At 53.9% G+C, this 22,391-nt stretch carries 20 protein-coding genes and 4 pseudogenes; 13 read left to right on the top strand and 11 right to left on the bottom strand.

What is annotated here, in order from left to right; translation table 11 throughout:
* Positions 1–27: 27 nt before the first annotated feature.
* The 6 genes and pseudogenes from FHW04_RS02960 to FHW04_RS02935 all read right to left on the bottom strand — a co-directional run.
* Positions 28–900, bottom strand: a pseudogene (locus FHW04_RS02960) (primase-helicase zinc-binding domain-containing protein); the annotation flags it as partial.
* Positions 897–1,403 (bottom strand): ash family protein, encoded by a 507-nt coding sequence (locus FHW04_RS02955; RefSeq protein ID WP_089561176.1) that lies wholly within the window; start codon positions 1,401–1,403, stop codon positions 897–899. The gene FHW04_RS02955 and the pseudogene FHW04_RS02960, both read right to left, overlap by 4 nt.
* Positions 1,403–1,600, bottom strand: coding sequence for a helix-turn-helix transcriptional regulator (locus FHW04_RS02950; protein ID WP_089561175.1), 198 nt, complete (start codon positions 1,598–1,600; stop codon positions 1,403–1,405). Before FHW04_RS02950 ends, FHW04_RS02955 begins: the two co-directional genes overlap by 1 nt.
* On the bottom strand, positions 1,597–2,481 hold the full coding sequence (locus tag FHW04_RS02945) for an integrase domain-containing protein (RefSeq protein ID WP_089561189.1): 885 nt from the start codon (positions 2,479–2,481) through the stop codon (positions 1,597–1,599). Before FHW04_RS02945 ends, FHW04_RS02950 begins: the two co-directional genes overlap by 4 nt.
* A 1,028-nt stretch (positions 2,482–3,509) precedes the next feature.
* Positions 3,510–3,894, bottom strand: a pseudogene (locus FHW04_RS02940) (site-specific integrase); the annotation flags it as partial.
* Positions 3,877–4,110 (bottom strand): annotated as a pseudogene (locus FHW04_RS02935) (transposase); the annotation flags it as partial. The pseudogenes FHW04_RS02935 and FHW04_RS02940, both read right to left, overlap by 18 nt.
* Positions 4,111–4,218: 108 nt before the next feature.
* On the opposite strand from FHW04_RS02935, the pseudogene FHW04_RS02930 reads away from it, so the two are divergent.
* Positions 4,219–4,433, top strand: a pseudogene (locus FHW04_RS02930) (transposase); the annotation flags it as partial.
* A gap of 84 nt (positions 4,434–4,517) precedes the next feature.
* Here FHW04_RS02930 and FHW04_RS02925 read toward each other — a convergent pair.
* The gene (locus FHW04_RS02925) at positions 4,518–5,579 is read right to left on the bottom strand and encodes a zinc-binding alcohol dehydrogenase family protein (RefSeq protein ID WP_227021888.1); all 1,062 of its coding nucleotides are present in this window, start codon (positions 5,577–5,579) and stop codon (positions 4,518–4,520) included.
* 233 nt (positions 5,580–5,812) lie between these two features.
* Between FHW04_RS02925 and FHW04_RS02920 the strand changes: the two genes are divergently transcribed.
* Complete coding sequence (locus FHW04_RS02920; protein ID WP_089561173.1) at positions 5,813–6,706, top strand: LysR family transcriptional regulator; 894 nt, start codon at positions 5,813–5,815, stop codon at positions 6,704–6,706.
* An 80-nt stretch (positions 6,707–6,786) separates the two neighbouring features.
* On the opposite strand, the gene FHW04_RS02915 is transcribed toward FHW04_RS02920, so the two are convergent.
* A complete protein-coding gene (locus FHW04_RS02915; RefSeq protein WP_089561172.1) occupies positions 6,787–7,689 on the bottom strand; it encodes a LysR family transcriptional regulator in 903 nt (300 codons plus the stop codon).
* A 128-nt stretch (positions 7,690–7,817) separates the two neighbouring features.
* On the opposite strand from FHW04_RS02915, the gene FHW04_RS02910 reads away from it, so the two are divergent.
* Together FHW04_RS02910 and FHW04_RS02905 are read left to right on the top strand one after the other, a co-directional pair.
* A complete protein-coding gene (locus tag FHW04_RS02910) occupies positions 7,818–8,081 on the top strand; it encodes a DUF2798 domain-containing protein (RefSeq protein ID WP_031376080.1) in 264 nt (87 codons plus the stop codon).
* A 341-nt stretch (positions 8,082–8,422) separates the two neighbouring features.
* Positions 8,423–8,644, top strand: a complete 222-nt coding sequence (locus FHW04_RS02905) for a hypothetical protein (protein WP_072050994.1) — start codon at positions 8,423–8,425, stop codon at positions 8,642–8,644.
* A 317-nt stretch (positions 8,645–8,961) separates the two neighbouring features.
* On the opposite strand, the gene FHW04_RS02900 is transcribed toward FHW04_RS02905, so the two are convergent.
* Genes FHW04_RS02900 through FHW04_RS02890 form a run of 3 tightly spaced genes read right to left on the bottom strand, consistent with a single transcriptional unit; the run spans position 8,962 to position 12,641 of the window.
* Positions 8,962–10,221 (bottom strand): glycerate kinase type-2 family protein, encoded by a 1,260-nt coding sequence (locus FHW04_RS02900; protein ID WP_089561171.1) that lies wholly within the window; start codon positions 10,219–10,221, stop codon positions 8,962–8,964.
* 2 nt (positions 10,222–10,223) lie between these two features.
* Positions 10,224–11,312 carry a tartrate dehydrogenase gene (locus FHW04_RS02895; RefSeq protein ID WP_069727981.1) on the bottom strand — a complete coding sequence of 363 codons (1,089 nt, stop codon included), beginning with the start codon at positions 11,310–11,312 and terminating at the stop codon, positions 10,224–10,226.
* A gap of 18 nt (positions 11,313–11,330) precedes the next feature.
* Positions 11,331–12,641, bottom strand: coding sequence for an MFS transporter (locus tag FHW04_RS02890; protein WP_069727982.1), 1,311 nt, complete (start codon positions 12,639–12,641; stop codon positions 11,331–11,333).
* 128 nt (positions 12,642–12,769) lie between these two features.
* On the opposite strand from FHW04_RS02890, the gene FHW04_RS02885 reads away from it, so the two are divergent.
* From FHW04_RS02885 to FHW04_RS02845, 9 genes are all read left to right on the top strand, one after another.
* On the top strand, positions 12,770–13,684 hold the full coding sequence (locus FHW04_RS02885; RefSeq protein ID WP_089561170.1) for a LysR family transcriptional regulator: 915 nt from the start codon (positions 12,770–12,772) through the stop codon (positions 13,682–13,684).
* A 57-nt stretch (positions 13,685–13,741) separates the two neighbouring features.
* The gene (locus FHW04_RS02880) at positions 13,742–14,374 is read left to right on the top strand and encodes a hypothetical protein (RefSeq protein ID WP_089561169.1); all 633 of its coding nucleotides are present in this window, start codon (positions 13,742–13,744) and stop codon (positions 14,372–14,374) included.
* 314 nt (positions 14,375–14,688) lie between these two features.
* Positions 14,689–15,450 carry an alpha/beta fold hydrolase gene (locus FHW04_RS02875; protein ID WP_179420047.1) on the top strand — a complete coding sequence of 254 codons (762 nt, stop codon included), beginning with the start codon at positions 14,689–14,691 and terminating at the stop codon, positions 15,448–15,450.
* Positions 15,451–15,473: 23 nt separating this feature from the next.
* Complete coding sequence (locus tag FHW04_RS02870; RefSeq protein WP_069727984.1) at positions 15,474–16,148, top strand: heavy metal response regulator transcription factor; 675 nt, start codon at positions 15,474–15,476, stop codon at positions 16,146–16,148.
* On the top strand, positions 16,145–17,527 hold the full coding sequence (locus FHW04_RS02865) for a heavy metal sensor histidine kinase (RefSeq protein WP_089561168.1): 1,383 nt from the start codon (positions 16,145–16,147) through the stop codon (positions 17,525–17,527). The genes FHW04_RS02870 and FHW04_RS02865 overlap by 4 nt, the downstream gene beginning before the upstream one ends.
* A 596-nt stretch (positions 17,528–18,123) precedes the next feature.
* Entirely contained in the window at positions 18,124–19,326 is a 1,203-nt protein-coding gene (locus tag FHW04_RS02860) for an amino acid permease (protein ID WP_031376966.1), read from the top strand.
* A gap of 458 nt (positions 19,327–19,784) precedes the next feature.
* Complete coding sequence (locus FHW04_RS02855; protein WP_046288551.1) at positions 19,785–20,681, top strand: ABC transporter substrate-binding protein; 897 nt, start codon at positions 19,785–19,787, stop codon at positions 20,679–20,681.
* Positions 20,678–21,601, top strand: coding sequence for an amino acid ABC transporter permease (locus FHW04_RS02850; RefSeq protein ID WP_094106331.1), 924 nt, complete (start codon positions 20,678–20,680; stop codon positions 21,599–21,601). The genes FHW04_RS02855 and FHW04_RS02850 overlap by 4 nt, the downstream gene beginning before the upstream one ends.
* On the top strand, positions 21,594–22,355 hold the full coding sequence (locus FHW04_RS02845; protein WP_031376963.1) for an amino acid ABC transporter ATP-binding protein: 762 nt from the start codon (positions 21,594–21,596) through the stop codon (positions 22,353–22,355). The genes FHW04_RS02850 and FHW04_RS02845 overlap by 8 nt, the downstream gene beginning before the upstream one ends.
* The last annotated feature ends 36 nt before the right edge of the window (positions 22,356–22,391 follow it).

Raw genomic sequence — 22,391 nt, 5'->3', positions numbered from 1 at the left:
AACCGCTGCCTGGTTATGGGCTTGGCGGTAATCATCCCAATCGCTAACGTTTTCATCTGGGGGTAAAGAAACCCAGCCATTCACGGCTACTGCCGCTTTTTCTGCTTGAACTAAACCAACGTTATTTGCCTCAATGGAATCATTTTCAGCAGCCATAATGATGTTGCTATTGGGATATTTATGCCTCGCAGTGACGGCGATATTCAGTAAGTTATTTGCAGACATCGCCGCTAATGCCAAATGACCTGTTGCAAGGTTCAACGTTAATGCAGTGGCATAGCCTTCCGCGATGATGATGTTTGCTGTACTACTCGAATCGCCAACCTTGATGAATCCACCGTTTTGACGAGTACCTGGCAAGTATCGTTTCTCACCGGCCGCGTTGATCAATTGTGCGCTAATCAGCGTCCCGTCGATACCTTGAATTGGTAGGACAATTGAGTCGTTATCAAAATTGACCCCGCCTATTGTTAAGGCTTTCTGAATGCTGAGCATTTGAACAGATGCGGATAATCCTTTGTTTTCCAAGTATGGGCTTGTAGCAAGGCGCGATGAGTTAAGCAGTCTCATTGCTTCTATTGATGCACAGGGCTTTGATACTTTTTCCCTGGCAGGCGCAGTTTGGCAGGGCAGACTGAGTTCTGAAATGAGTTTTGTCGCCTGTAGTGGATTGCAATTTTTTACCTTAGCAATCAGATCCAAACCATCGCCATTTCCACATTGATTGCAGAACCATGTACCACGGCCATCTTTATCATCAAAGCGAAAGCGGTCTATTCCTCCGCAGCATGGGCAAGGACCATGTTTGTTCAGCCCGGGTAAGTCGATACCTAATTGAAGAAGGATTTCCTCCCAACGATGACGAGATGCGGAAATGGTTTCAGTTACGCAATTAGTCATGGTTTGCCTCCCGCTTTCATCTTTTCATTCAGCAAATTAAGGCGCTCACATGACACATCGGTAAGCAGTTCCTTGGCAAGAGCATCGTCTGATTTGACGATCGTAAAGGCTAACGCACGGCAGTAGTCGAGAATTTCTTTGGCAGAAAATGGTGTTAGATCAAACATATTGCGCCCCCGAAAGAAGAGGGGTGTATTGCGGGTGCAAACAAGGAAGGGTAGTAGCCATAGGGCCGCCTCCAAGAAGTAGTTGTGTTGACTACCACCAGAGACGCTAACCCCTTGGGTGGTAGCCCAGACGGAGTTAGCGTTACCGGCCTTCTTGGAAACCGGCGCTTCTTGCGAAGCCCCCGCCTGAGCCACCATTGACAGGCGAGCGCAAGCATTGCCCAAAGATTTGGGCATCAAGAAGAATTTCGGAACGCTAATTCCGACTACGGATTTTGCCGCAGTGCGCGGATTATACTTAAAATCGCCTGCCAGGGAAAAAATTGAATTCAACATTACTGTGCTCCATCACGTTGGTTGATTTTACTTGAAATCCATTCATCAACTTCGCTCTCTACCCATGCCACTGAGCGGGAACCAAGCTTGACGGCTTGCGGGAATTCATTCTTTTTCATTAATTTGTAAATCCAGGCTCTTTTGACACCGGTTTTATTCATCACATCGCAAAGTCGGATTAAGGTGAGGGTGCTCATACTTGATCCTCCTGAAGGCCATAGACACGTTCGACATAGCGACCACGCCCATCGCCGTGACCTAGATCCATTGAAGTAAGGGCATTAGCTTCTTTGCGGCTAAAACCTTGCTCCTGATAAAAGCGAATCGCATCTTGAGCCCATGCATAGCGGAGGCTGTGTGGCGAATAGGAGCCGACCAAGCCAATACGTGTTGTAGCTGAGCGCCAATAATTCATGGCTGTCTTGAGATCAGCGCGGTCAATAAGTTTGCCGTTGCGTTGTTTAGCAATAACCAAAGCTTGAGCGATTACATTGCTAACAGCTGCACGATCCAAAATGCGTGTTTCGCGCGGTCTACCGCCTTTGGTGCCAAAGATGACACTTAGTCTTTCAGCTCCTTGGCCGAGTTGTTTTTGCCAGGTCTTAAGGGAGGCGCTGCATTGGACAGCCTCTTGTGAACGCAAGCCCAGTAAGCGTGTTAGCTGTAGGGCTATTGCTAATCCCTCATCAAGCTGTCGTGCTTGAGTAATGGCTTGCTGATATTTTTCTGTTGGGATAGCGAATTTAGTGCCAGCTCGGCTACTGCCGCCGAGCCCCAACGCTCGATTAGTTAATCGTTCTGATACTACTAATTTTTCTCGTCCAGCCTGATGTAAAACTGAACGCAGAGCAGCCATCTCATTCTGCAATGTGCGTAAGGCAATACCTTGCCCCCGACGTGCAGCGATGTAACTTTCGATATGCCTCGCTTTCAAATACTGGACGCTGCGAATTTGAATATTCAACGCCAGCAAGTGATTACAAAATCTGTCAGCAATACGAATGCGATCATGTACCGTCTTGTGACTGCCGCCAGCCTGCTTCGCAAGCTGCTTCATTTCCCTACCTGTTCGACTCATCTGATACTCCAATCTGCTTCTCTGGCGCATGGCTAATAACGGAAACAGCACTGCCGTTCCGTACTGAAAGTTGCCTGTGCGCCAGAGCGGGTGCAGTTGAGGTATTTCGGGGTGTCAGTGATGCACTCAGTGCAACTGCCTGCTATTGCAGGTAATCCCCCAGGCTTATGCCTGCCTCGGCAACAATTCAGATCTCCTTTAGAAAATGGATATTTGGCGTATGAAAACGCGGTGTCAGAATCAGATACCCGTTTGAAACGGGCGAAGGTAAAGGATGGGCAGCGGTTTGCGCTATGGCGTCACTTTCAGGCGTTGGCACGCAAAAAGTGACGCCACGTATCTCACGCAGCACGACTGTCGTTTGCTAATGCCTAGCGGCATAAGCAAAGCGCAGCCCGCAGCGTTCAATACGCGCCATGATTTTTTCGGAGAGGATATAGCCAACTCTGTATGGTCAAGCAGCATATAACGTGTCAGCAGTGACACGTTATTATAGAGGAATGATAAAAGGTACGGTCAGCAGATTACTGACAGCTTAGTTATCAATCATAATATTCCCGCTTAGGAATGATTTCGATGGGGAAGCACCTTGTTAAGAAGGCGTTCGTTTGTTTAATGTACCCTCATCGTCACGCAGTAGGAGCGGTTCTATTGACGATATTTGCTTCCAAGGGCGAGCAAATGTACCGCTCTAATGAGCTTTGCCTTCCAGGCTACAGCAATTTTGGTGATCACCCGAAGGCGTTTCTCTCAGATCACTGGCATCTATTCGATGCTCGAAACATTGGTGGCTGTCTTTGACAGCAGAGTTACAAAAATTAATCTACGTTAATGAAATTGATTTTTCAAGACATCGAAAGATGAATAGGGCGAATCTTACTTGCAATTGGCTCAGGGTTTGATCGCCAGAAAAAATTTTGGGGGCATTAATGGGGGCATGGTAGTAAATTGAATGAACATTAATTATATATATTCATATGGTTATGTTTTTAAGTTGAATCCTGTAGGGGCCAATACCTTTCAATGACTTACGCCAGCTTCAATCCTACCTGATTATCTCCTTGTGTCGTATTTGTGTCGCTCTCACCCAAAAGTGAGTCAATTTTGCGCGCATGCTCGGTTAGGTGCCAGGTGAGCATACCGGCGCACCATTTCAATGCTTTCCCACCCACCCATTTCCTGCAGCGCGGAAAGCGGAACACCAGACTGGATTAACCAGCTCGCCCAGGTGTGCCGCAAGTCGTGAAACCGGAAGTCTTCAATACCGGCTCGTTTGAGTGCTGCGCGCCACGCAGTGTTTGAATCGACCCGCATCTTCCTGACGCTTGCTGGAGTCGTTCCGTCATTCCGCTTCACCGATTCGGTGTGAACAAACACCCAGTTGTTGTGCCGGCCAATCTGTCGTCTCAGGACTGATTTGGCCATTTTTTTCTTTTGCTCACGTATTTCGATTTGTTCCGGTGTAACAGGAGAGGCGTTTGGCGTTTTGCGCAGCTGTTTTACCCATTTCGTCATCGTAAAAAGGCCAACGTGCATGGCCTTAGCTGCCTGAGCGGCTATGTAATTTTGAACGACAACCAACTGGGCTGATACACGTCTGAATTCAGGACTAAAATTTCTTCTTTTCATTGGTGCACCTGTGTTGTTCTGAGATGAGCATATCACCTCTGTTCAGGTGGCCAAATTCAGTAAACCACTTCACACACCCGGTTTACTGTAGCAACAGATATTCAGGTTTACGTCTGCGATCCTCAATCCTGCTGGCAACGCGGCTCCAATGAAAATATGAACAGATTGCTCAGGCAGTATTTTTCAAAAGAAACTGACTTATCGGTTCATAGCCAGCAAAGACTAAACAGTATTGTCAGGCAGCTCAACGAGAGGCCATGAAAACGCCAGGCAATGAATCACCCGCAGCGCGTTTCAACCAATGTGTTGCATCCATCGGTTGAACTCACAGCCAGAATCGGACGCTTTCTTGTTCAATAAATATTCAGCAGATTAGGCTTTTCTGAATAAGAATGTTTATTTGTTATTCACGGTTTCAATTTTACGCTATCAACCGCAGAACGTGCGACCACGACCTTACCTGTGATGCCGCCATTTTCAATAAGTTGATGCGCCTCACGCAGGTGAAATGCATTAAGCGGATGAATCATGTGGTTTACAGTTGAACGCAGCACGCCAGCATTAACCAGGGTGGCCACTTCGTCGAGAATATGATGTTGTTCAATCATGTCCGGCGTACCAAACAGTGGACGGGTAAACACCATTTCCCAGTGCAGAGAGACACTTTTGGCCTTAAATGGCACGGCATCCAGCGAATTATGGTCAGTAATAACGCCGATTTTCCCCTGTGGCGCAATTAATTCAGCAAGCTCCTTCCAGTGCTCAGTTGTATTCGACAATGCAGCAACATGGGTGACTGGCGGCACAGATAATGCGCTGATTTGAGCCTGCAAAGGTTGGCAATGATCAATGACGTGATGCGCGCCATGCGCCAGGCACCATGCCCGACTTTGAGCACGAGAAGCGGTGGCAATGACGGTCAGGCCCGTCAGCTGACTCGCGAGCTGGGTTAACATTGAGCCGACCCCACCTGCAGCACCGATAACCAGCAGGCTGCCTGGGACAGGCTGTTTATCTCGTCGCACGCTTAGCCGATCAAAAAGAAGTTGCCATGCGGTAAGAGAGGTTAATGGCAGTGCAGCCGCTTCAGCAAAGGTCAGGCTCTCTGGCATATGACCAACGATGCGTTCGTCAACAAGATGAAACTGGGCATTGCTGCCGTTCCGGTCGAAAGAGCCGGCGTAGTAAACCGCATCGCCAGGCCGGAATAGCGTAACGTTTTCACCTACCGCCTCAACAATACCGGCGGCATCCCACCCCAGGCTATCAACGCTATCAGGCGCAGCAACCTGCCCTCCTCGAATCTTCGTATCCAGTGGGTTGACGGAAACGGCGTTAACGTCGACACGTAAATCGTGCGGTCCAGGAATCGGACGTTCAACCTCCACATCAATAAGGCAGTCAGGATCGGCCAACGTTGAGCCTTTGCTGTATTTTATGGCGGTCATGTTTAAAGGATTTGTTGTCATCATGATCTCCAGTTAATGGCAAAATGACGACGGCTCAAATATATGAGGTGGCTGCGATTGAACGTGTTGAAATGCAGGCAAGATGCCTTGAAAAACGATGACACAGAAATATACATCGTGGTTTAACCTTTCCGGGAGAACAAGGTCAACATCCTACCTTTGCAGGTAAGCGGGAATAAGTAGGATACGGTTCCTTTCACTGCGGAACTTTCAGTCATTAATAAAGGGTTAAAATGGACAGCCTGAGTGGTTTAACGGTGTTCGTACAGGTTGCGGAGACACGTAGTTTTGTGGCGGCGGGTCGGTTGCTGGGTATATCTGCTTCTGCTGTGGGCAAAAGCATGACAAGACTGGAAAAAAAACTGGGTGTACGCCTTTTCCATCGCAGCACGCGTAGCATTACACTAAGTGCAGAAGGGGCGCTCTTTCTGGAACGAAGCCGACGCATACTGTCCGAAATCGAGGCTGCAGAAGTGGAGCTTTCTCAGGCAGCAGGCACTCCGCAAGGTCGCTTACGTATCAGTTTGCCAATGATGAGTGCACTGATGCTGCAAGTGCTGGTCGAATTTATGCGCGAATATCCCAGGGTTGAACTGGATTTAGATTTCACCGACAGGCTGGTCGATGTGATAGAGGAAGGCTTCGATATTGTGATCAGGGCAGGTGAGCCGACGGATTCACGTCTGGCGGCCAGAAAAGTTGGTACGTATAGTTCGGTGCTGGTGGCTTCTCCTCAATATCTGGCTCAGCGCGGTATCCCGAAGCATCCTGCTGACTTATCGGTGCACTCTTGTATACATTATCGTTTTCCCCACAGTGGCAAGTTGGAACCGTGGGAGTTATGCGGTGCAAAGGATAAAGCCGAACTCTCTATTCCAGCCTCTATGATCTGCAATAACATCGAGACACGGCTGCATTTTAGCTTGCAAGGGCTGGGAATAGCCTATCTGCCAGAATTCGCGGTCAGACAAGCCCTGTCAGAAGGGCGGCTTTGCACAATTCTGGACAGTTATTCAAAACGAACGGGTGTGTTTTATGTTCTCTGGCCTGCCAGTAAGTATCCTTCACCAAAAGTACGGGCCCTGGTAAACTTTCTCTGCGAGCATTTTCTGAAGGACACCACCTGAACATTTCGTCCATAATCTACAGTGCCCATGCGTTATCAGGGCGACCTCTGTACCTTTTGCCCGTTAAAAGCGGCCTTGTCTCAAATCGCAGCTTCTAAAAACTCAATAAATGCCCGAACTTTCGCATTAAGTGCCGAACGTTCGGTGACGCAGGCATAGATATTCATTGGCAGGGACTCAACGCTGCTCTCGCCATTGTGCCCTGACCAGTACAACGGTCTTAACTGACCACTGTCTATCAACGGCTGAGCAACGAAGCTCGCCAGACGAGCAATGCCGCCCCCGTTGACTGCTATTTTTGCAATAATATCAATATCATCACTGATGAAGCTGGGGTCAGGTTTTGCATTGACAGGTTGTCTGTTGACCATAAATGTCCATGGCAGAAACCGTCTGTCGGTTGGATAGCGGAAAACCAGGCAGACGTGCTGGCTAAGTTCTGCGAGTGTCTGAGGCGTGCCAGCACGGTCAAGGTAAGCGGGAGCTGCGCAGAATATAAACGGCAATGACGCGATTTTCCTGGCGATCAGTTGATCATTCAGCTGCGCCTCAATGCGGATACTGACGTCGACGCCTTCCAGCCGATGGTCGACGTTGCGATCGGTAGCGATCAGTTCGATATCTATGTCGGGGAAGGACGCTTTGAAAGCGGGCATAAGTGGCGCCAGAACGTACCGACCAAACGCGGCTGTAGTAGCGATACAAAGTGGTCCCTGCGGTTTGGTTTCATTGGCCGCAGCCTGCGAGGCGAGCTCTATATCATGTGGAATGTGGCGTACTTTCTCGAAATAACGCTTACCGTTTTCAGTTAAGGTCATGCTACGGGTGGTGCGCGATAGCAGTCGCACGCCCAAATGCGCCTCAAGACGAGAAAGACTCTGGCTGACTGCTGCCGGGCTCATACCTTTAGCGCGTGCCGCCGCTGCAATACTGCCGTTCTCCACCACGCGGATAAACGTGCTGATCAGCCCTAAAACGTCCATCTTATCCTCAATGCTTCATTCGTCACTTTTGCTTAATAATGATTAAAGCATAACCACGCTACAACCGTCCTGATAAGCTTGTTAGGTTAGCAGCAGTTCCGTTCATCTTTATTAAACAGGATATCCCGATGACTGATGCTATCGCTAAAAATACCCGACGAAATCGCCTGCCAAAGCGCGCTGCACCGTACATATTTGCTTTTTATATGGCGACCATCATGGCATTCCTGATGAGTCTGGTCATCACGTTAGCCGAATTCGGAATGGGACCCCATTACCTGACAAATGTGATGAATGCTTACCAGGTCGCCATGCCAGCGGCTTTCTTTTGCATACTGGTTGTCCGTCCTGTCGTTATCCGTCTTGTTGGATTGACCGTTCACGGTCACTGAGACCTGAAGAACGGCCATGCGTTTTTCGTGCATTTAAAAACAACATTGCTGGCTTCTGTCAGCCGCGTTAAGAGGGCAATCCTGAATCATCCGAGATGAGATCCTCTGCAAAGCCGGCAGGGCAGGGCTGGACGGCTTTCAGCCACGCGAGGTGTTTATGGGGCAGGGAAACTGCCCGATATGATCACCCGTAAAGCGCCTGATTATCCCGCTGGGTCAGTGTTAAACGTAACGAAGGGTAACCAGGTTTTAGTTTTATCCATTCTGGCAAGGCGTCTGGTTTTAACTGGCTATGCTGGTAAGTAACTGGAACACGCCAGTCATTACATGGAGAAAAAAATATGAAGAAGTTAACGTTTGGCATCATGGCCGCTGGCCTGCTTTTCAGCATGAGCATGCAGGCTGAGGCGAAGGGATGCCTTAAAGGCGCTGCTGTTGGAGGTGTCGCTGGCCATGTTGCGAATCACGGCGTTGCAGGTGCCGCTGCCGGCTGCGCTGTAGGCCATCACATGGCTAAGAAAAAACAAAAAGAAGCAGATAATCAGCAACAAAGTCAGAAATAACCTCCTTCAACCGCTATCACCGGGCTGTTTGAATTAAACCTGTTTCAGTCACGACTGATTTCAGCCCATTTTCAGTCGCTGGCTGGCCAGGGTTGAAAACCACCGGTTGGTGTCAATCAATGATGAAAAGATAACCGTTATCCGTTGCCGCAAAAGTGACGGATAAAGTGAGGAGAGCTGAGCAAGGGGAAGTGACAGCTTGCCCATTCTTCCCTGCGCAGACCGGTTTAGAGAAAAAATGCCAGTCCAGCGACATGCTGGTTCGCGTAATAAGAGAAATGAACTGTGGCTCTCTTCGTTTAAAAGAGAGCCACAGGTTAGCCTATCAATATCGCTCTGATGTCATTAACGTTGGTTAATGTCGGTCCGGTTATCAGCAGATCGTTAATCGCATGAAAATAGCTGTAGCTGTCATGCGCGTTCAGATAGCTAAGCGCATCAAGCCCACAGGTTTTGCCGCGCAACAGCGTATCAGGAAAAATCATCGCACCCGCCGCATCCTCGGTGCCATCAATACCGTCACTGTCTCCCGCGATGGCCCAGATTCCGCTTTCTCCCCGCAAGGCGCAGGCCAGCCCAAGTAAAAATTCGGTATTACGCCCGCCTTTACCTGCCTTTCCCTCGCTTACCGTCACCGTTGTTTCACCCCCTGACAGCAACACTGCTGGCCCCTTCAGCGGGTAGCCGTGCTGCTTCACTGATTTTGCGATGCCCGCCATGACGGTGGCGACCTCCCGGCTCTCACCTTCGATGGCGTCGCCGAGTATCAGTGGCGTAATACCGTGATGACGTGCCGCACTGGCCGCGGCCTGTAAAGCCATCGCGGGTGTGGCAATCATCCTGACCTCACCGACCGGCAGCATGCCTGACAACGCCGACGGCTGGCTCAGCAGATGGCGAACTGCGGCGGAGACCGGAATAGCGTAGCGTTCGAGCACCTTCAGCGCATCTTCTGGTGTGCTGCTGTCAGCCACCGTCGGACCGGATGCCACATCCGCCGGATTATCACCCGGAACATCGCTGATAATCAGCGAAACCACCTGAGCAGGCTGCGCCAGTGCCGCCAGCCTGCCACCTTTTACTGCCGACAGATGACGCCTGACCAGATTCATCTCTCTGATGCTGGCACCGCTGTGCAGCAGTGCTCGGGTAACCGTCTGTTTATCGGCCAGCGTGATACCCGGCGCGGGTAAGGCCATCACGGCAGAGCCACCGCCGGATATCAGCGCCAGCACCAGATCGTCGGAAGTCAGGCCGCGCAGCGTTTCCAGAATCAGCATCGCCGCCGTTTCACTCATCGCATCTGAAACCGGATGTGAAGCCTCCAGAATGCGGATACGCCCGGCAGGCACGGCGTGACCGTAGCGCGTTACCACCACGCCACTGACATCCACGTCTGGCCAGGCGGCATCCACCGCCGCTGCCATCGCGGCCGACGCCTTGCCCGCCCCGACCACTACGCAGCGGCCGGCGGGCTTCTGCGGCAGCGCAGCCGGTACGACAGGCCCGGGACGGGCACTGTCAACCGCCTGCTTAAAGATTTTCTCCAGGATCGCTGCGGCCCGATCGTTTCTCATTGTCAGGCACTCTCGGCAACGGTTGAATGGGATTCGATGAACTGCACCACGGCACGCGTGACATCGGCCGTTGTTGCCGTGCCGCCCACATCGGGCGTCAGGATGCCGTGGGTGCAGACGTGTTCGATGCCTTCCATGATCAGCGCGGCGGCCTGATGCTCGCCCAGATGCTCCAGCATCTGCACCGCCGTCCAGAAGGTAGCGATCGGGTTAGCGATGCCTTTACCGGTGATATCAAAGGCCGAGCCGTGAATCGGCTCGAACATGGAAGGAAAGCGCCGCTCAGGATCGATATTTGCGGTAGGCGCTACCCCCAGGCTGCCCGCCAGCGCGCCCGCCAGGTCAGATAAAATATCGGCGTGCAGGTTGGTGGCGACGATGGTATCCAGACTCTGTGGATGCAGCGTCATGCGGTGTGTCATGGCATCAACCAGCATTTTGTCCCACTGCACATCCGGAAACTCCTGCGCCACCTCAGCGGCAATTTCATCCCACATCACCATGCCATGACGCTGCGCATTGGATTTCGTTACTACCGTCAGCAGCTTACGCGGTCGGGATTGCGCCAGTTTAAAGGCATAACGCATGATGCGCGTGACACCGACGCGGGTGAAAATTGCCACTTCGGTGCCGACTTCTTCCGGCAGACCTTTATGGGTGCGGCCACCGTTGCCCGAATATTCGCCTTCGGAGTTTTCGCGCACGATCACCCAGTCGAGATCGCCCGGCCCGCGGTTGCGCAGCGGCGACGTGACGCCGGGCAGAATTTTGGTCGGCCGCACATTGGCGTACTGATCGAATCCCTGGCAAATCGGCAGGCGCAGTCCCCAGAGGGTGATGTGATCAGGCACATCCGGTGCGCCCACCGCGCCGAAATAGATCGCATCGAATTTTTTCAGCGTCTGCAAGCCATCTTCCGGCATCATCACACCGTAGCGTTTGTAGTAGTCAGAACCCCAGTCGAAAGTCTGAATATCAAATTTCAGCTGCGGATCGCGCTGTGACAGCGCCCTGAGGACGTCAATGCCGGCTGAGATGACCTCAGGACCGATACCGTCAGCAGGAATAGCGGCAATAGAATAGTTACGCATGGTGTTTCTCCGTGTCGATTAATGAGTGTGAGGTTGATGAAGTTCTGTGGTCTGTGGCTTTTTCGCTTTTCCGGCCAGAATCAGTACCGTCAGGGCTGAAACCATCAGCAGTCCGGCCACGAAATAGAGGCCCCAGGTATAGCTGCCGGTTTGCTGGCGGATGATGCCAATCATCATCGGGCCGACAAATCCGCCGAGGTTGCCAATCGAGTTGATGGCAGCGATGCCCGCCGCCGCCGCCGGTCCGCTCAGAAACAGGGTAGGCATGCTCCAGAGCGGCGGCTTGGATGCGCTGATCCCGACCGTAACCAGCGTCAGGGCGATAATTACTGAGAAAAGGGTAGTGACGCTGCCGGCGTAAATCAGTCCGGCTGCCGCCAGCAGACAGGCAGCGATAACGTGCCAGCTGCGCTCATGGGTCCGGTCGGAGTGGCGGGCCCAGAGGATCATGCCGAGAACGCCAAGCACCGCCGGGAAGGCATTAAGAAAACCGATCTCTAACGATGAGGCACCGAAGCTGTGAATAATCTGCGGTGCCCAGATACCCAGGGTATAAAGGCCGGCCGAGGTGCCAAAATAGACCAGCGCCAGTGCCAGCACCCGCTTATCCGCCAGACCGCGCCATGCGCTGCTGTGGCTCTGGCCCACCGCCCGCGCCTGCTCTTCAGCCTGCATGGTATTTTGCAGCCAGGTCCGCTCTTCTTCGGTCAGCCATTTGGCTTTGGCCGGTCGGTCAGTGAGCCAGAACAGCACCACGATGCCCAACAGTAAGGCCGGGACTGCCTCCAGCACGAACATCCATTGCCAGCCGGCGAAGCCCATCAGCCCATGCATTTCCAGCAACGCCGCGGAGATAGGAGAGCCAAGCGCGGTGGAGAGCGGCGCTGCGGCCATGAAAATGGCGGTGACCTGCGCACGTTTTACCGCCGGGAACCAGTAGCTGAGATAAAGAATGATGCCAGGAAAGAAACCGGCCTCGGCCACGCCGAGCAGAAAGCGCAGGATATAGAAGCTGGTGGTGCCCTGCACAAACGCCATACAACCCGAGACCAGTCCCCAGGTGATCATGACGCGGGCGATCCAGATACGGGCACCGACTTTATGCAGAATCAGGTTAGACGGGACTTCAAACAGAAAGTAGCCGAGAAAAAAAATCCCGGCACCGAGCCCGAAGACCATCGGCGAAAAACCCAGGTCCTGATTCATGGTCAGGGCGGCAAAGCCAATGTTAACCCGGTCGAGAAATGCGATGAAATACAACAGCATGATAAAAGGAATAATCCGCAGCGTTACTTTGCGCATCACCTTTTTTTCGAGGTCATTGTGCATAACAGGATGCTCCACAGTCAGGTAGGGTTGTTATCGTTTTGTTGTGAACTCAGTATGCTGTTTTAACTGGCGTTATCATCGGCAAGGGTTTATATAAATAATTTGCATAATCTGAATGCGGGCAATAAATGGATATAAATCAGCTGAGATGCTTCGTGGTGGTAGGTGATGAGCTTCACTTTGGCAGGGCTGCCCGCAAGCTTGAAATGATGCCTGCGTCACTGAGCCGTTTTATCCGGTTACTGGAAGAGGATCTGGGTATTCGCCTGCTGAATCGTTCGACCCGAAACGTCTCCCTGACCCGGGAAGGCGCGGAGTTTCTGATTGACGCTAAATCCGTTGTTGCAGATTTTGATGTGTTACGGCTTAAGTTTCGTAAAAATATGATATCGCAGAAAAAAACGCTGCGGATCGGTGCCATTGACAGTGCGGCGAGGGGATTACTGCCGAAACTGCTCAACCTGTTCGTTAGCGCTTTTCCTGATGCGGATATCCATATCAGCGAAGATAAATCGCACAGTCTGATCCCACGACTGACCTCCGGCTGGCTGGATCTGGTCTTTGTCCGGCCGCCAGAACAGACCGACGTCACCCTGACCACCCGCTTTATTGCCCATGAAACCTGTGTGCTGGCGGTGCCGGCACATCACCGGCTGGTGGATTACGACCGGGTGAGCATAGAGGATTTTTGCAATGACCCCGTCATCGTGCCGGAAAGACGCACCCGTCCTCACAGCCATGACCTGACGATGAACCTGTTCAGAGCGGCCGGCAGGTACCCGGTGATTGCGCAATATGCCGAGGAAAAACAGACTATCCTGAGCTTTGTTGCCGCCGGACTGGGCGTGGCGCTGGTTCCTTCCTCTTACCGCAACATGAACGCGGATGGCGTAAAGTATCTGCCGCTGGCTCCGGTCGATGATATGGAAATTGAAGGGCTGCCGCTGTGTGTGATGTGGCACCAGGGAAACAGGGATAGGTACGTTAATGCCATGCTGACTATCCTGGCGGACAATCGTGAGATTTTGACAAAAGACCTGTAGCGCCAGGCTTCAGCCCGCAGTTCGCCGACGCGAGCCGGGCACTAAAGTGGATAATTTATGACTGAGAAAACCTACTATCACAGCGATTCACTTGAGATGAATTCCCAGGTCATCAGCTGTACGCCCGGGCCGGATGGCCGTTTCCGCGTCATTCTTGCGGCAACCCTGTTCCATCCGCAGGGCGGGGGACAGCCTTCTGATCAGGGAACCCTTGACGGTGTGGCGGTGCTTCAGGCCGTGCAGGAAGGTGATGAAGTGATACATCTTACCGATGCGCCGGTTGCCACCGGGCCGGTTCATCTCGCCGTCGCGCCTGAGCTTCGCGCTATCCACACCCGCTATCATTCCGCCGGGCATATCATCGGCGTGGCGGCCGAAAAGTATGGCTGGCATGGTATCAAAGGGAATCACCGCCCGGGCGAGGGCCGGGTTGTATTTGAAGCGATTGGGCTGACCACTACGGTAACGGCGGAAAACCTGGCGGCGGAGGTAGCAGAGATAGTGGCGCGCGATCTTCAGCGGATCCTGTCGGCCGAAGAGGGGCGCCGTAGCGTCACCTGGGGCGATCTGACGCCCTACGCCTGTGGTGGCACGCACGTGAACAAAACCACCGAAATCGGTAAGGTTCGCATCGTTAAGGTTAAAGAGAAGAAAGGTCAGTTATCGGTACAGTACGAACTCGATGACTGATCTGCTCCGGCTGCTGACACATCCTTAGCCATCCGCTAATCAGGGGATTATCCGCAGCATCTCCCGGCACCGCACAGAGCATCCTGAACATTGGGGGGAGGGTCACCGATCTGGCCGGAGCGATGGACAGCCTTTCCCTGGCCTCTTCCGGGCAGGTCCTGCCAAAAGGGAGTTGCCTGCACCCTGCCACAACTCAATCACTGAGCGGGCCTCATCCCGCAGCCGCTGTCATGGTTTTGTCATAACTCGCTCACCCTGATGTCAGAGTGGGTTTCATATCCTGTAGGCGAACCTTCCCAAACAGGAGCACGAAGATGAAACTGAACAGCATTACTCTGGCCGTGGGCATGTTGCTGGCTATCGCTGGCGCTGAGGCGCAGGCACAGTCGCAGCCGGTAAAAAATATTGTGCTGGTACACGGCGCTTTTGTTGGTGGCGCGGGCTGGCGTCCGGTCTATGACCGGCTGACCCAGGATGGATATCACGTGACGCTGGTGCAACAGCCGCTGACCAGCTTTGCAGAGGATGTGACGGCGACGCGACGGATTATCGATCAGCAGAATGGCCCGGTGATTCTGGTCGGTCACAGCTACGGCGGGGCGATCATCAGTGAAGCCGGTAACGACAGCAAAGTGGCAGGTCTGGTCTACATTGCCGCCCATGCGCCGGATAACGGTGAAACCGAGGCCAGCAACGGTAAAAAATATCCCAACAGCGCACATCCGTTTGCCCGCTCGGCCGATGGCTATCTGACCATTGCACCACAGTATTATCACAGCGATTTCGCTGCCGACCTGCCTGCTGTGCAGGCCGATTTTGAAGCGCATGCGCAGATGCCAACCAACGCTGCGGTGTTCACCGCTAACATTGCCGATCCGGCGTGGAAAACCCACCCCAGCTGGTACATGGTGGCGAAAGCTGACAAAATTATCAGTCCCGATCTGGAGCGCATGTATGCCAGACGCGCGCACAGCCATACGGTAGAAATTGCCGGTGCCAGCCATTCGGTGTATCAGTCACATCCTGATGATGTCGTAAAATTGATCGAGCAAGCCGCGCAACAGGCGCAGCCCTGAAAATAACCAGCAGGAAGAGGCGCATGAAAATTCTGGTGATTGAAGACGAGGCCAAAGCTCGTGATTACATGCGCAAGGGATTGACCGAAGCCGGTTTTATCGTCGACGTGGCGGAAAATGGCGTTGATGGTCTGTTCTATGCCCGCGAGCATCATTACGATCTGATTTTACTCGACGTGATGATGCCCGGCCTTGATGGCTGGCAGGTGATGGCGGCGATGGATAAGCAGATCCACACGCCGGTCATCTTCCTGACGGCTAAAGGCACGCTGGAAGATCGCATCAAAGGGCTGGAGCTGGGCGCGGATGATTACCTGGTCAAACCTTTTTCCTTTGCCGAACTGCTGGCGCGCGTCCGTACTCAACTGCGGCGCGGCAGCCAGCAGAAGCTGCCGGATATTCTCACGCTGGCCGATTTACAGCTCGACGTTTTTAAACGGCGCGTCGAGCGTGGCGGGCAGCGTATCGATCTCACCAACAAAGAGTTCAACCTGCTGCATCTGTTCCTGCTGCATCCTGGCGAAGTGCTGACCCGCACCGTGATCGCTTCCCGCGTCTGGGACATGAATTTTGATAGCGACACCAACGTGGTCGATGTGGCGGTTAAACGTCTGCGGCAGAAAATTGATGGCCCGTTTGCCTATCCGCTGATCCACACGGTACACGGTGTGGGTTATCGCTGCGAAGCAGAAGCGTGAAGCGACGCTCCCTGGCGCTGCGTCTGTCGCTGATGCTCAGCGTCACGGTGATCGCTATTTTTTCACTCTGCGGATTTGCGCTTTATCACTCACTGGCCCAGCAGATTGGCGTGCGGGACGATGCCGCACTGCTGACGCGCATCGATCAAATCCGTACGCTGCTGCGCGATGAAGATGCGATTACGCTGATTCAGCAGAAACCGCGACTGTTCGCCAATATGCTTGGCAATACCGAGTCGTTGCTGGTGCTGCGTTTTCCCGGTCAGCCACCGCTGATCGTGGTGAATCCCGGTCAGCGTCCTCTGCCGGCAATTACGCCGGTTGCCGCTGACCAGCCGCTGACGCTGTCGTCGGTGCATCATCTGGTCAGCGCCAACGGCACGCCGTTTATCTCGGCGGCGGCACTGACGCCGACCCGGGATGGCAGCGGGCAGATTGAGATCCTCACCGGCCGCCTGATGCGTGACCGGACACAAACCCTGAGCCATTATCGTCACCAGATCCTGCTGGCGACTGCGCTGGCGGCGTTGCTGGTGGCGGCGATCAGCGTCTGGCTGGTGCGGCGCGGTTTGTCACCGCTGCGCAGCCTGACGGCGGAAGCGGAAGCGATCGATGTGCGTCACTTGTCCCGCCGGATGCCGCAACAGTCGCAGGCTGAATTACAGCCGCTGGTGGCCGCCTTTAATCAGATGCTGAGCCGCCTCGACGTCGGTTATCAACAGTTGAGCCAGGTTTCTGCTGATATGGCACATGAACTGCGGACGCCGATCGGCACGCTGTTAGGCCAGACCGAAGTCGCGCTGAGCCAGACGCGCAGTCAGAGCGATTATCAGGCGTTGCTCGGCTCCAATTATGAAGAGCTGGAACGGCTGGCGAAGATGATCGACAACATGCTGTTTCTTGCCAAAGCCGAAGATGCCAGTCAGGCACTGAATGAACAACCTCTCGATCTGGCGCAGCTTGGCGGCAAACTGCAGAGCTATTTTGACGATATGGCAGAGGAAAAGGCGATGCGGCTGGAGATGCAACTGCAGGGCGAACTGCGGGCCGATCCGCAGTTAGTGCAACGCGCGCTGGCCAACCTGATGGCCAACGCGCTGCGCTACGGCGATGCGGGCACGCCGGTGAGCGTCTGCAGCAGGGTCCAGCCGACGGCTATCGAACTGGTGGTGGAAAATCACGGCCCGACGCTGAGCGCCGAACAGCAGGCGCGCGTTTTTGATCGTTTCTGGCGTGCTGAGGCGTCACGGCATCAGGGCAGCAGCGGATTAGGGTTGTCTATTGTGCGCAGCATTATGCGCTTACACCACGGGAGCTGTGAGGTGAGCAGCGCGCACGGCATCACCCGATTTACGCTACGCTTTCCGCGACGCGATTAACCGGGAGATTGCGACCCTGCTGGCCCGGAAAATGTATCGATGCTGGATCAGCACAATGCAGCCCGTCAGGCGACATAACCCGCCGGTTAAACCCCCAAAGTGCGCGCATTAACCGGCTGTGCTCACCGGTTTGCTGCCCCATATTCCCTGACAAAGATCATAGATGCGTCAGCCAGGCTACCGTAGTCTGTGCTGAACGTCGCGACAGCGATAAGCCTTTATGACAACCGCCTGTTTACCGCGCAACTGCCTTCATGCAACACGTGGGACCAGCAATGAGAGCCATTAACGTCATGGATCGATCACGCTGATTACTGCCACAGCCCTCCGTTGTTACTGCGTAATCTGTCATGCCATCGCCTCAGGATGGATCAGGGAAGAGGGTTACCCTCAGCGCGCCCGCGTCAGCAACAGCCAGACCGGGAAAACGGCGTAAAGCGCAACCAGCCAGCGCGCTGAAGCTGCGCCACAGCATGCGGGATCGCAGAGCAACACATCACCGACTAGCCGGGAGGCATTGAATTGTAATGACCATGCAGAACGTAGAGACCCTGACCCCCTCGCGTCCGCGCTGGACGATTAAAGATACCGTCTGGATGATGGGCGTTTATGGCGCTACGGTGGGAGCAGGTACGCTATTTTTACCGGTTGAAATCGGCACGCTCGGCCCGATTGTCTTCATCATGATGTTACTGCTGGGATTGCCGCTGTCAGTGATCCCTCATGTGCTGATCTGCCGGGTTTTCATGCGGGACAACCAGACGGCGGATAAGTCCCTGCCGCTGTTTGGTGCTTACTTTGGTGCCAAAGGCAAACAGGCCATCAAGATGTTTTTCTGCACCGCGCACTTCCCGATTACGCTGGTATACGGAATCTCGCTGGTGAGCACCATCAACGACTATTACAGCAATCATCTGCATCTCGGCACGCTGAATCGCGGCGCGCTGGTGTTTGTGGTTCTGGGCCTGCTTTTCCTGATGCTGAGCAAAGGGCGTGAAAAGGTGGTAAATACCCTGAGTGTGTTAGCTATTCCGTTCGCCTTAACCATTCTGCTGATTGCCATTATCCAGATCCCGGCATGGGACATATCCAACTTTCTCCGGCAGCTGAGCGCCACCCGCCATGCGCCTGCCGGTGAGACGCTCAAAAATCTGTGGTTAACGCTGCCGCTGATTACCTTCGCTTTCTGCTCTACGCCGATGATTAGCCCGCTGGCGTCGTGGTATCGCCAGGCGGGCAACGGTGGTGAGAAGCAATCGGTGTTTGTGGTGCGGGCGGCCTACGGCCTGATTTTTGTTTCGATTGTCTTTTTCGTACTCAGCTGCGTTTTGAGCTATCCGCATGAAACCTTTGTCAGAGCCAAAGCGGATAATCTGAATATCATGTCAATTATGCAGGGCAAAGGCGGCTTTAGTTTGCTGGCGTTGATTGCGCCCTTCATCGCGCTAATCGGCATGACCAAATCTTTTCTCGGCATTTCGCTGCCGGTGGCAGAGACGTTAACCACCCTGACCGCCGACGCAATCAGGGCGACCGACGCGGCCGGTCAGCGTAAGGCCAGACGGATCGCTTTCGCGCTATTGTTCGGCTTGTCGTATGCGATTGTGTACCTTAATCCCAACGTTATTGGCCTGATTGAAACCGTATGCGGGCCGCTAATCGCTATTTTCCTGTTCGTGATACCGGCATATCTGATTTATACCCGTGAAGCACTGCGTCCGTTGCGTGGCGCGAAGGCTATCATCGTCATTATGGGCGGGCTGCTGACCGTTTCCGCGCTGCTCTATTCAGCCATTTAACCGCGAATAAATAAGCCTTCGCCGGTGCGACCCGCGCCGTGATTATGTCGCACTCACTGGCGGTTCGGGCTGATGATTAACCCTGGCCGGATTGGCTGTTGCCCGGCCAGTTCCGACCCGATGACTGGCACGCATGAAACTGCGGGCGTGCCGGGCGAGCTGTTTCTCCGTCACCAGACCGTGACTTTTTAATCCATCACCATCCAGCGCAATATTTCCTGACGACCTCGCAGCTTCACGCCCACCGAAATGACTATTGCCATATTCCGGCAAAATATTCCTGTTTTAAGCATTTGTGATCGCTGCATATATTCACTGAGAATGAGTTCACACCATCACGAGGATGATAACACCCTTAAAGCGCGTGATTTATCTGGCTTTCTGAGGTTAACAAAACATCGCCACCTCAATACTTTTTTCCTCCGGGAAAGTTTTTAAATATTAGGAGAAAGATGCCAGTGAAATTTATAACCGGAATGACCTTTATTGCCCTTGCGCTGAGTGCGCACAGCGCGGTCGCTGCCGAACAATCGGTGCCGACTGACAGCTCAGTGCATGTGAAAGCCGATCCGGCGTTGAAAAGTCTGATACCGGCCGATATTGCGCAGCGAGGCTTTATTGTGGCCGGAACCAATCCCAACACGCCGCCAACCACCTTCTATAAAGACGATAATAAAACGCTGGCTGGCCGTGAAATCGACATCATGAATGCCGTCGGTGAACGTCTGGGGATTGCAGTACAGTGGCGCGACACCGGCGGCTTCGACAATATCATTCCGGGCCTGAAAACTGGCCGTTACGACGTGGCGCTGTCAAATATCAACGCCACGCCAACCCGCCTGAAACAGATCGATTTTGTCGGCTATTACAATGCCAGCCGGCTCGGCATCATTTCAAAGAAAGACGCGGCGATCGCCCCGTTCACCTCACTCAGCGACGTGTGTGGCAAAGAGGTGGGGGCCGGTTCGGGCACTACTCAGGTGACCCGGCTGGAGGAGGCCAGCAAAGCCTGTGAGGCGGCGGGCAAACAGCCGATCAAGGTTTCTGTCTTCCCGGATCGTCCGGCCGGCGTGCAGGCGGTGGTCAGCGGTCGGGTGCCAATGTTCCTCGGGCCGTATGAAGGGCTGCTGTGGCAGGTGAAGGTGATTAAACCGCTGACCATGAGCGGTGAGATCAGCGTTAATGATGCGCCGGTCTCGGTGGCTTTCCCGAAAGACTCTGCGCTGGAACCGGCAGTTCAGGCGGCGCTGAATTCACTGATCAAAGATGGCAGCTACCAGAAAATCCTCGATAACTGGGGAATTGGCTTTGGTGCGGTGACCGAAGCCAGACGTAATCAGGACATTTTCAAATGAGTGCGCCTGATGACCACACCGAGGATCTGAGAATTGTCGGTAAACGCTACTATGGACGCTGGCTGAGTGCGCTGGTCGTGCTGTTGTGCGTGGTGGCGATGGCGAACTCGATGATTAACAATCCACGCTTTGAGTGGGACGTGATTGCGGCGAACTTTACCGCGCCCTCCATTCTGCAGGGTGTGTTAATGACGCTGCAACTGACGGCGATTTCGGTGGTGCTGGGGTTTGCTTTCGGCACGGTGCTGGCGCTGATGCGCCTCTCCGCCAACCCGGTGCTGGTCGCGGTAAGCTGGGCCTATACCTGGTTTTTCCGCGGCGTGCCGATGCTGGTGCAGCTGTTTCTCTGGTACAACATCGCGGCCCTTTATCCCAAAATCGCGCTGTCGATCCCCGGTTATGGCGAGATCTGGAGCGCCCAGTCCAATGCGCTGGTCAGCCCGTTCAGCGCCGCGGTGATCGCGCTGGTGATGCATCAGTCTGCTTATGCCGCAGAGATTGTGCGTGCCGGCATCCAGAGCGTGGGTAATGGGCAGGTTGAAGCCGCACGCGCCCTCGGTTATCGCCCGGCGCAGATTTTCCGCTATACCGTGTTACCGCAGGCAATGCGTGCCATTCTGCCGCCCGCCGGTAATGAAATTATCGGCCAGTTAAAAACCACCGCGGTGGTATCGGTGATCTCACTGCAGGACGTACTGTTCTCGGCGCAGATTATTTATCAGCGCACCTATGAAGTGATCCCGCTGCTGCTGGTCGCGACGCTGTGGTATCTGCTGATGACCTCGGTGTTGTCGGTGGGACAATATTACGTCGAACGTTATTTTGGCCGCGGCGTCACCCGCCGTGAAACGCGCCGTTTATGGCCGTCACTGGCGCGCTTTTCTGGCTTGAAAACCGCAAGGAGCACCAGCAATGGCTGAAGCGATCGCACTGCGCAAGGTCACCAAGCGCTTCTCCGGCGTGACCATTCTCGATGAAGTTAACCTCGATATTCCCGCCGGCTCGGTGACCGTTATCCTCGGTCCGTCCGGTTCGGGTAAATCGACTCTGCTGCGCTGTATCAACCACCTCGAAAAGCTCGATGGCGGCACCATCCGTATTGGCGGAGAGAGGGTGGGATATCAGCAAAAGGGCCAGGCGCTGCATGAACTCAGCAGCCGGGCGATTGCCCGCCAGCGCGCTGAAATCGGCATGGTGTTCCAGCAGTTCAATCTGTTCCCGCACCGCACCGTCTTGCAAAACATCATTGATGCACCGATGCGGGTGAAAAAACAGAATCGCCAGCAGGCGACCAGCAAAGCGCTGGCGTTGCTGAAACAGGTGGGTCTGGACGGACGCGAGCAGGAGTGGCCGCAAAATCTTTCCGGCGGTCAGCAGCAGCGTGTGGCGATTGCCCGTGCGCTGGCGATGGACCCCGGCGTGTTGCTGTTTGATGAGCCGACGTCCGCGCTCGATCCTGAGCTGGTCGGCGAAGTGCTCCAGGTGATAAAGCAGCTGGCGCACTCCGGGATCACCATGGTGGTGGTGACCCACGAAATTGGCTTTGCTCGCGAAGTGGCGGACAACATTGTGTTTATGGAAAGCGGCAAAATTATCGCCGCGGGTCCGACACAACAGGTGCTCGACGATCCGGCCAACGGACGGGTCAGAAACTTTATTGCAACGGTGCTGTAAGCAGCGTTTTTTGTTGCCCGTAAGCCAGGAAACGTG

The sequence above is a fragment of the Pantoea sp. AN62 genome (genome assembly GCF_050432985.1).
Lineage (GTDB): Bacteria > Pseudomonadota > Gammaproteobacteria > Enterobacterales > Enterobacteriaceae > Pantoea > Pantoea brenneri.
The sequence above is the reverse complement of the archived record's forward strand: the minus strand, read 5'-3'. Positions and strand labels throughout refer to the sequence as shown.

Coding starts and splice junctions, on each gene's coding strand:
- FHW04_RS02950 (WP_089561175.1), bottom strand. CDS start 1,600: ATGAGCACCCTCACCTTAATCCGACTTTGCGATGTGATGAATAAAACC.
- FHW04_RS02885 (WP_089561170.1), top strand. CDS start 12,770: ATGGATATAAATCAGCTGAGATGCTTCGTGGTGGTAGGTGATGAGCTT.
- FHW04_RS02915 (WP_089561172.1), bottom strand. CDS start 7,689: ATGGACGTTTTAGGGCTGATCAGCACGTTTATCCGCGTGGTGGAGAAC.
- FHW04_RS02880 (WP_089561169.1), top strand. CDS start 13,742: ATGACTGAGAAAACCTACTATCACAGCGATTCACTTGAGATGAATTCC.
- FHW04_RS02860 (WP_031376966.1), top strand. CDS start 18,124: ATGATGGGCGTTTATGGCGCTACGGTGGGAGCAGGTACGCTATTTTTA.
- FHW04_RS02900 (WP_089561171.1), bottom strand. CDS start 10,221: ATGAGAAACGATCGGGCCGCAGCGATCCTGGAGAAAATCTTTAAGCAG.
- FHW04_RS02945 (WP_089561189.1), bottom strand. CDS start 2,481: ATGAGTCGAACAGGTAGGGAAATGAAGCAGCTTGCGAAGCAGGCTGGC.
- FHW04_RS02875 (WP_179420047.1), top strand. CDS start 14,689: ATGAAACTGAACAGCATTACTCTGGCCGTGGGCATGTTGCTGGCTATC.
- FHW04_RS02905 (WP_072050994.1), top strand. CDS start 8,423: ATGAAGAAGTTAACGTTTGGCATCATGGCCGCTGGCCTGCTTTTCAGC.
- FHW04_RS02925 (WP_227021888.1), bottom strand. CDS start 5,579: ATGACAACAAATCCTTTAAACATGACCGCCATAAAATACAGCAAAGGC.
- FHW04_RS02955 (WP_089561176.1), bottom strand. CDS start 1,403: ATGTTGAATTCAATTTTTTCCCTGGCAGGCGATTTTAAGTATAATCCG.
- FHW04_RS02890 (WP_069727982.1), bottom strand. CDS start 12,641: ATGCACAATGACCTCGAAAAAAAGGTGATGCGCAAAGTAACGCTGCGG.
- FHW04_RS02895 (WP_069727981.1), bottom strand. CDS start 11,312: ATGCGTAACTATTCTATTGCCGCTATTCCTGCTGACGGTATCGGTCCT.
- FHW04_RS02850 (WP_094106331.1), top strand. CDS start 20,678: ATGAGTGCGCCTGATGACCACACCGAGGATCTGAGAATTGTCGGTAAA.
- FHW04_RS02845 (WP_031376963.1), top strand. CDS start 21,594: ATGGCTGAAGCGATCGCACTGCGCAAGGTCACCAAGCGCTTCTCCGGC.
- FHW04_RS02910 (WP_031376080.1), top strand. CDS start 7,818: ATGACTGATGCTATCGCTAAAAATACCCGACGAAATCGCCTGCCAAAG.
- FHW04_RS02870 (WP_069727984.1), top strand. CDS start 15,474: ATGAAAATTCTGGTGATTGAAGACGAGGCCAAAGCTCGTGATTACATG.
- FHW04_RS02920 (WP_089561173.1), top strand. CDS start 5,813: ATGGACAGCCTGAGTGGTTTAACGGTGTTCGTACAGGTTGCGGAGACA.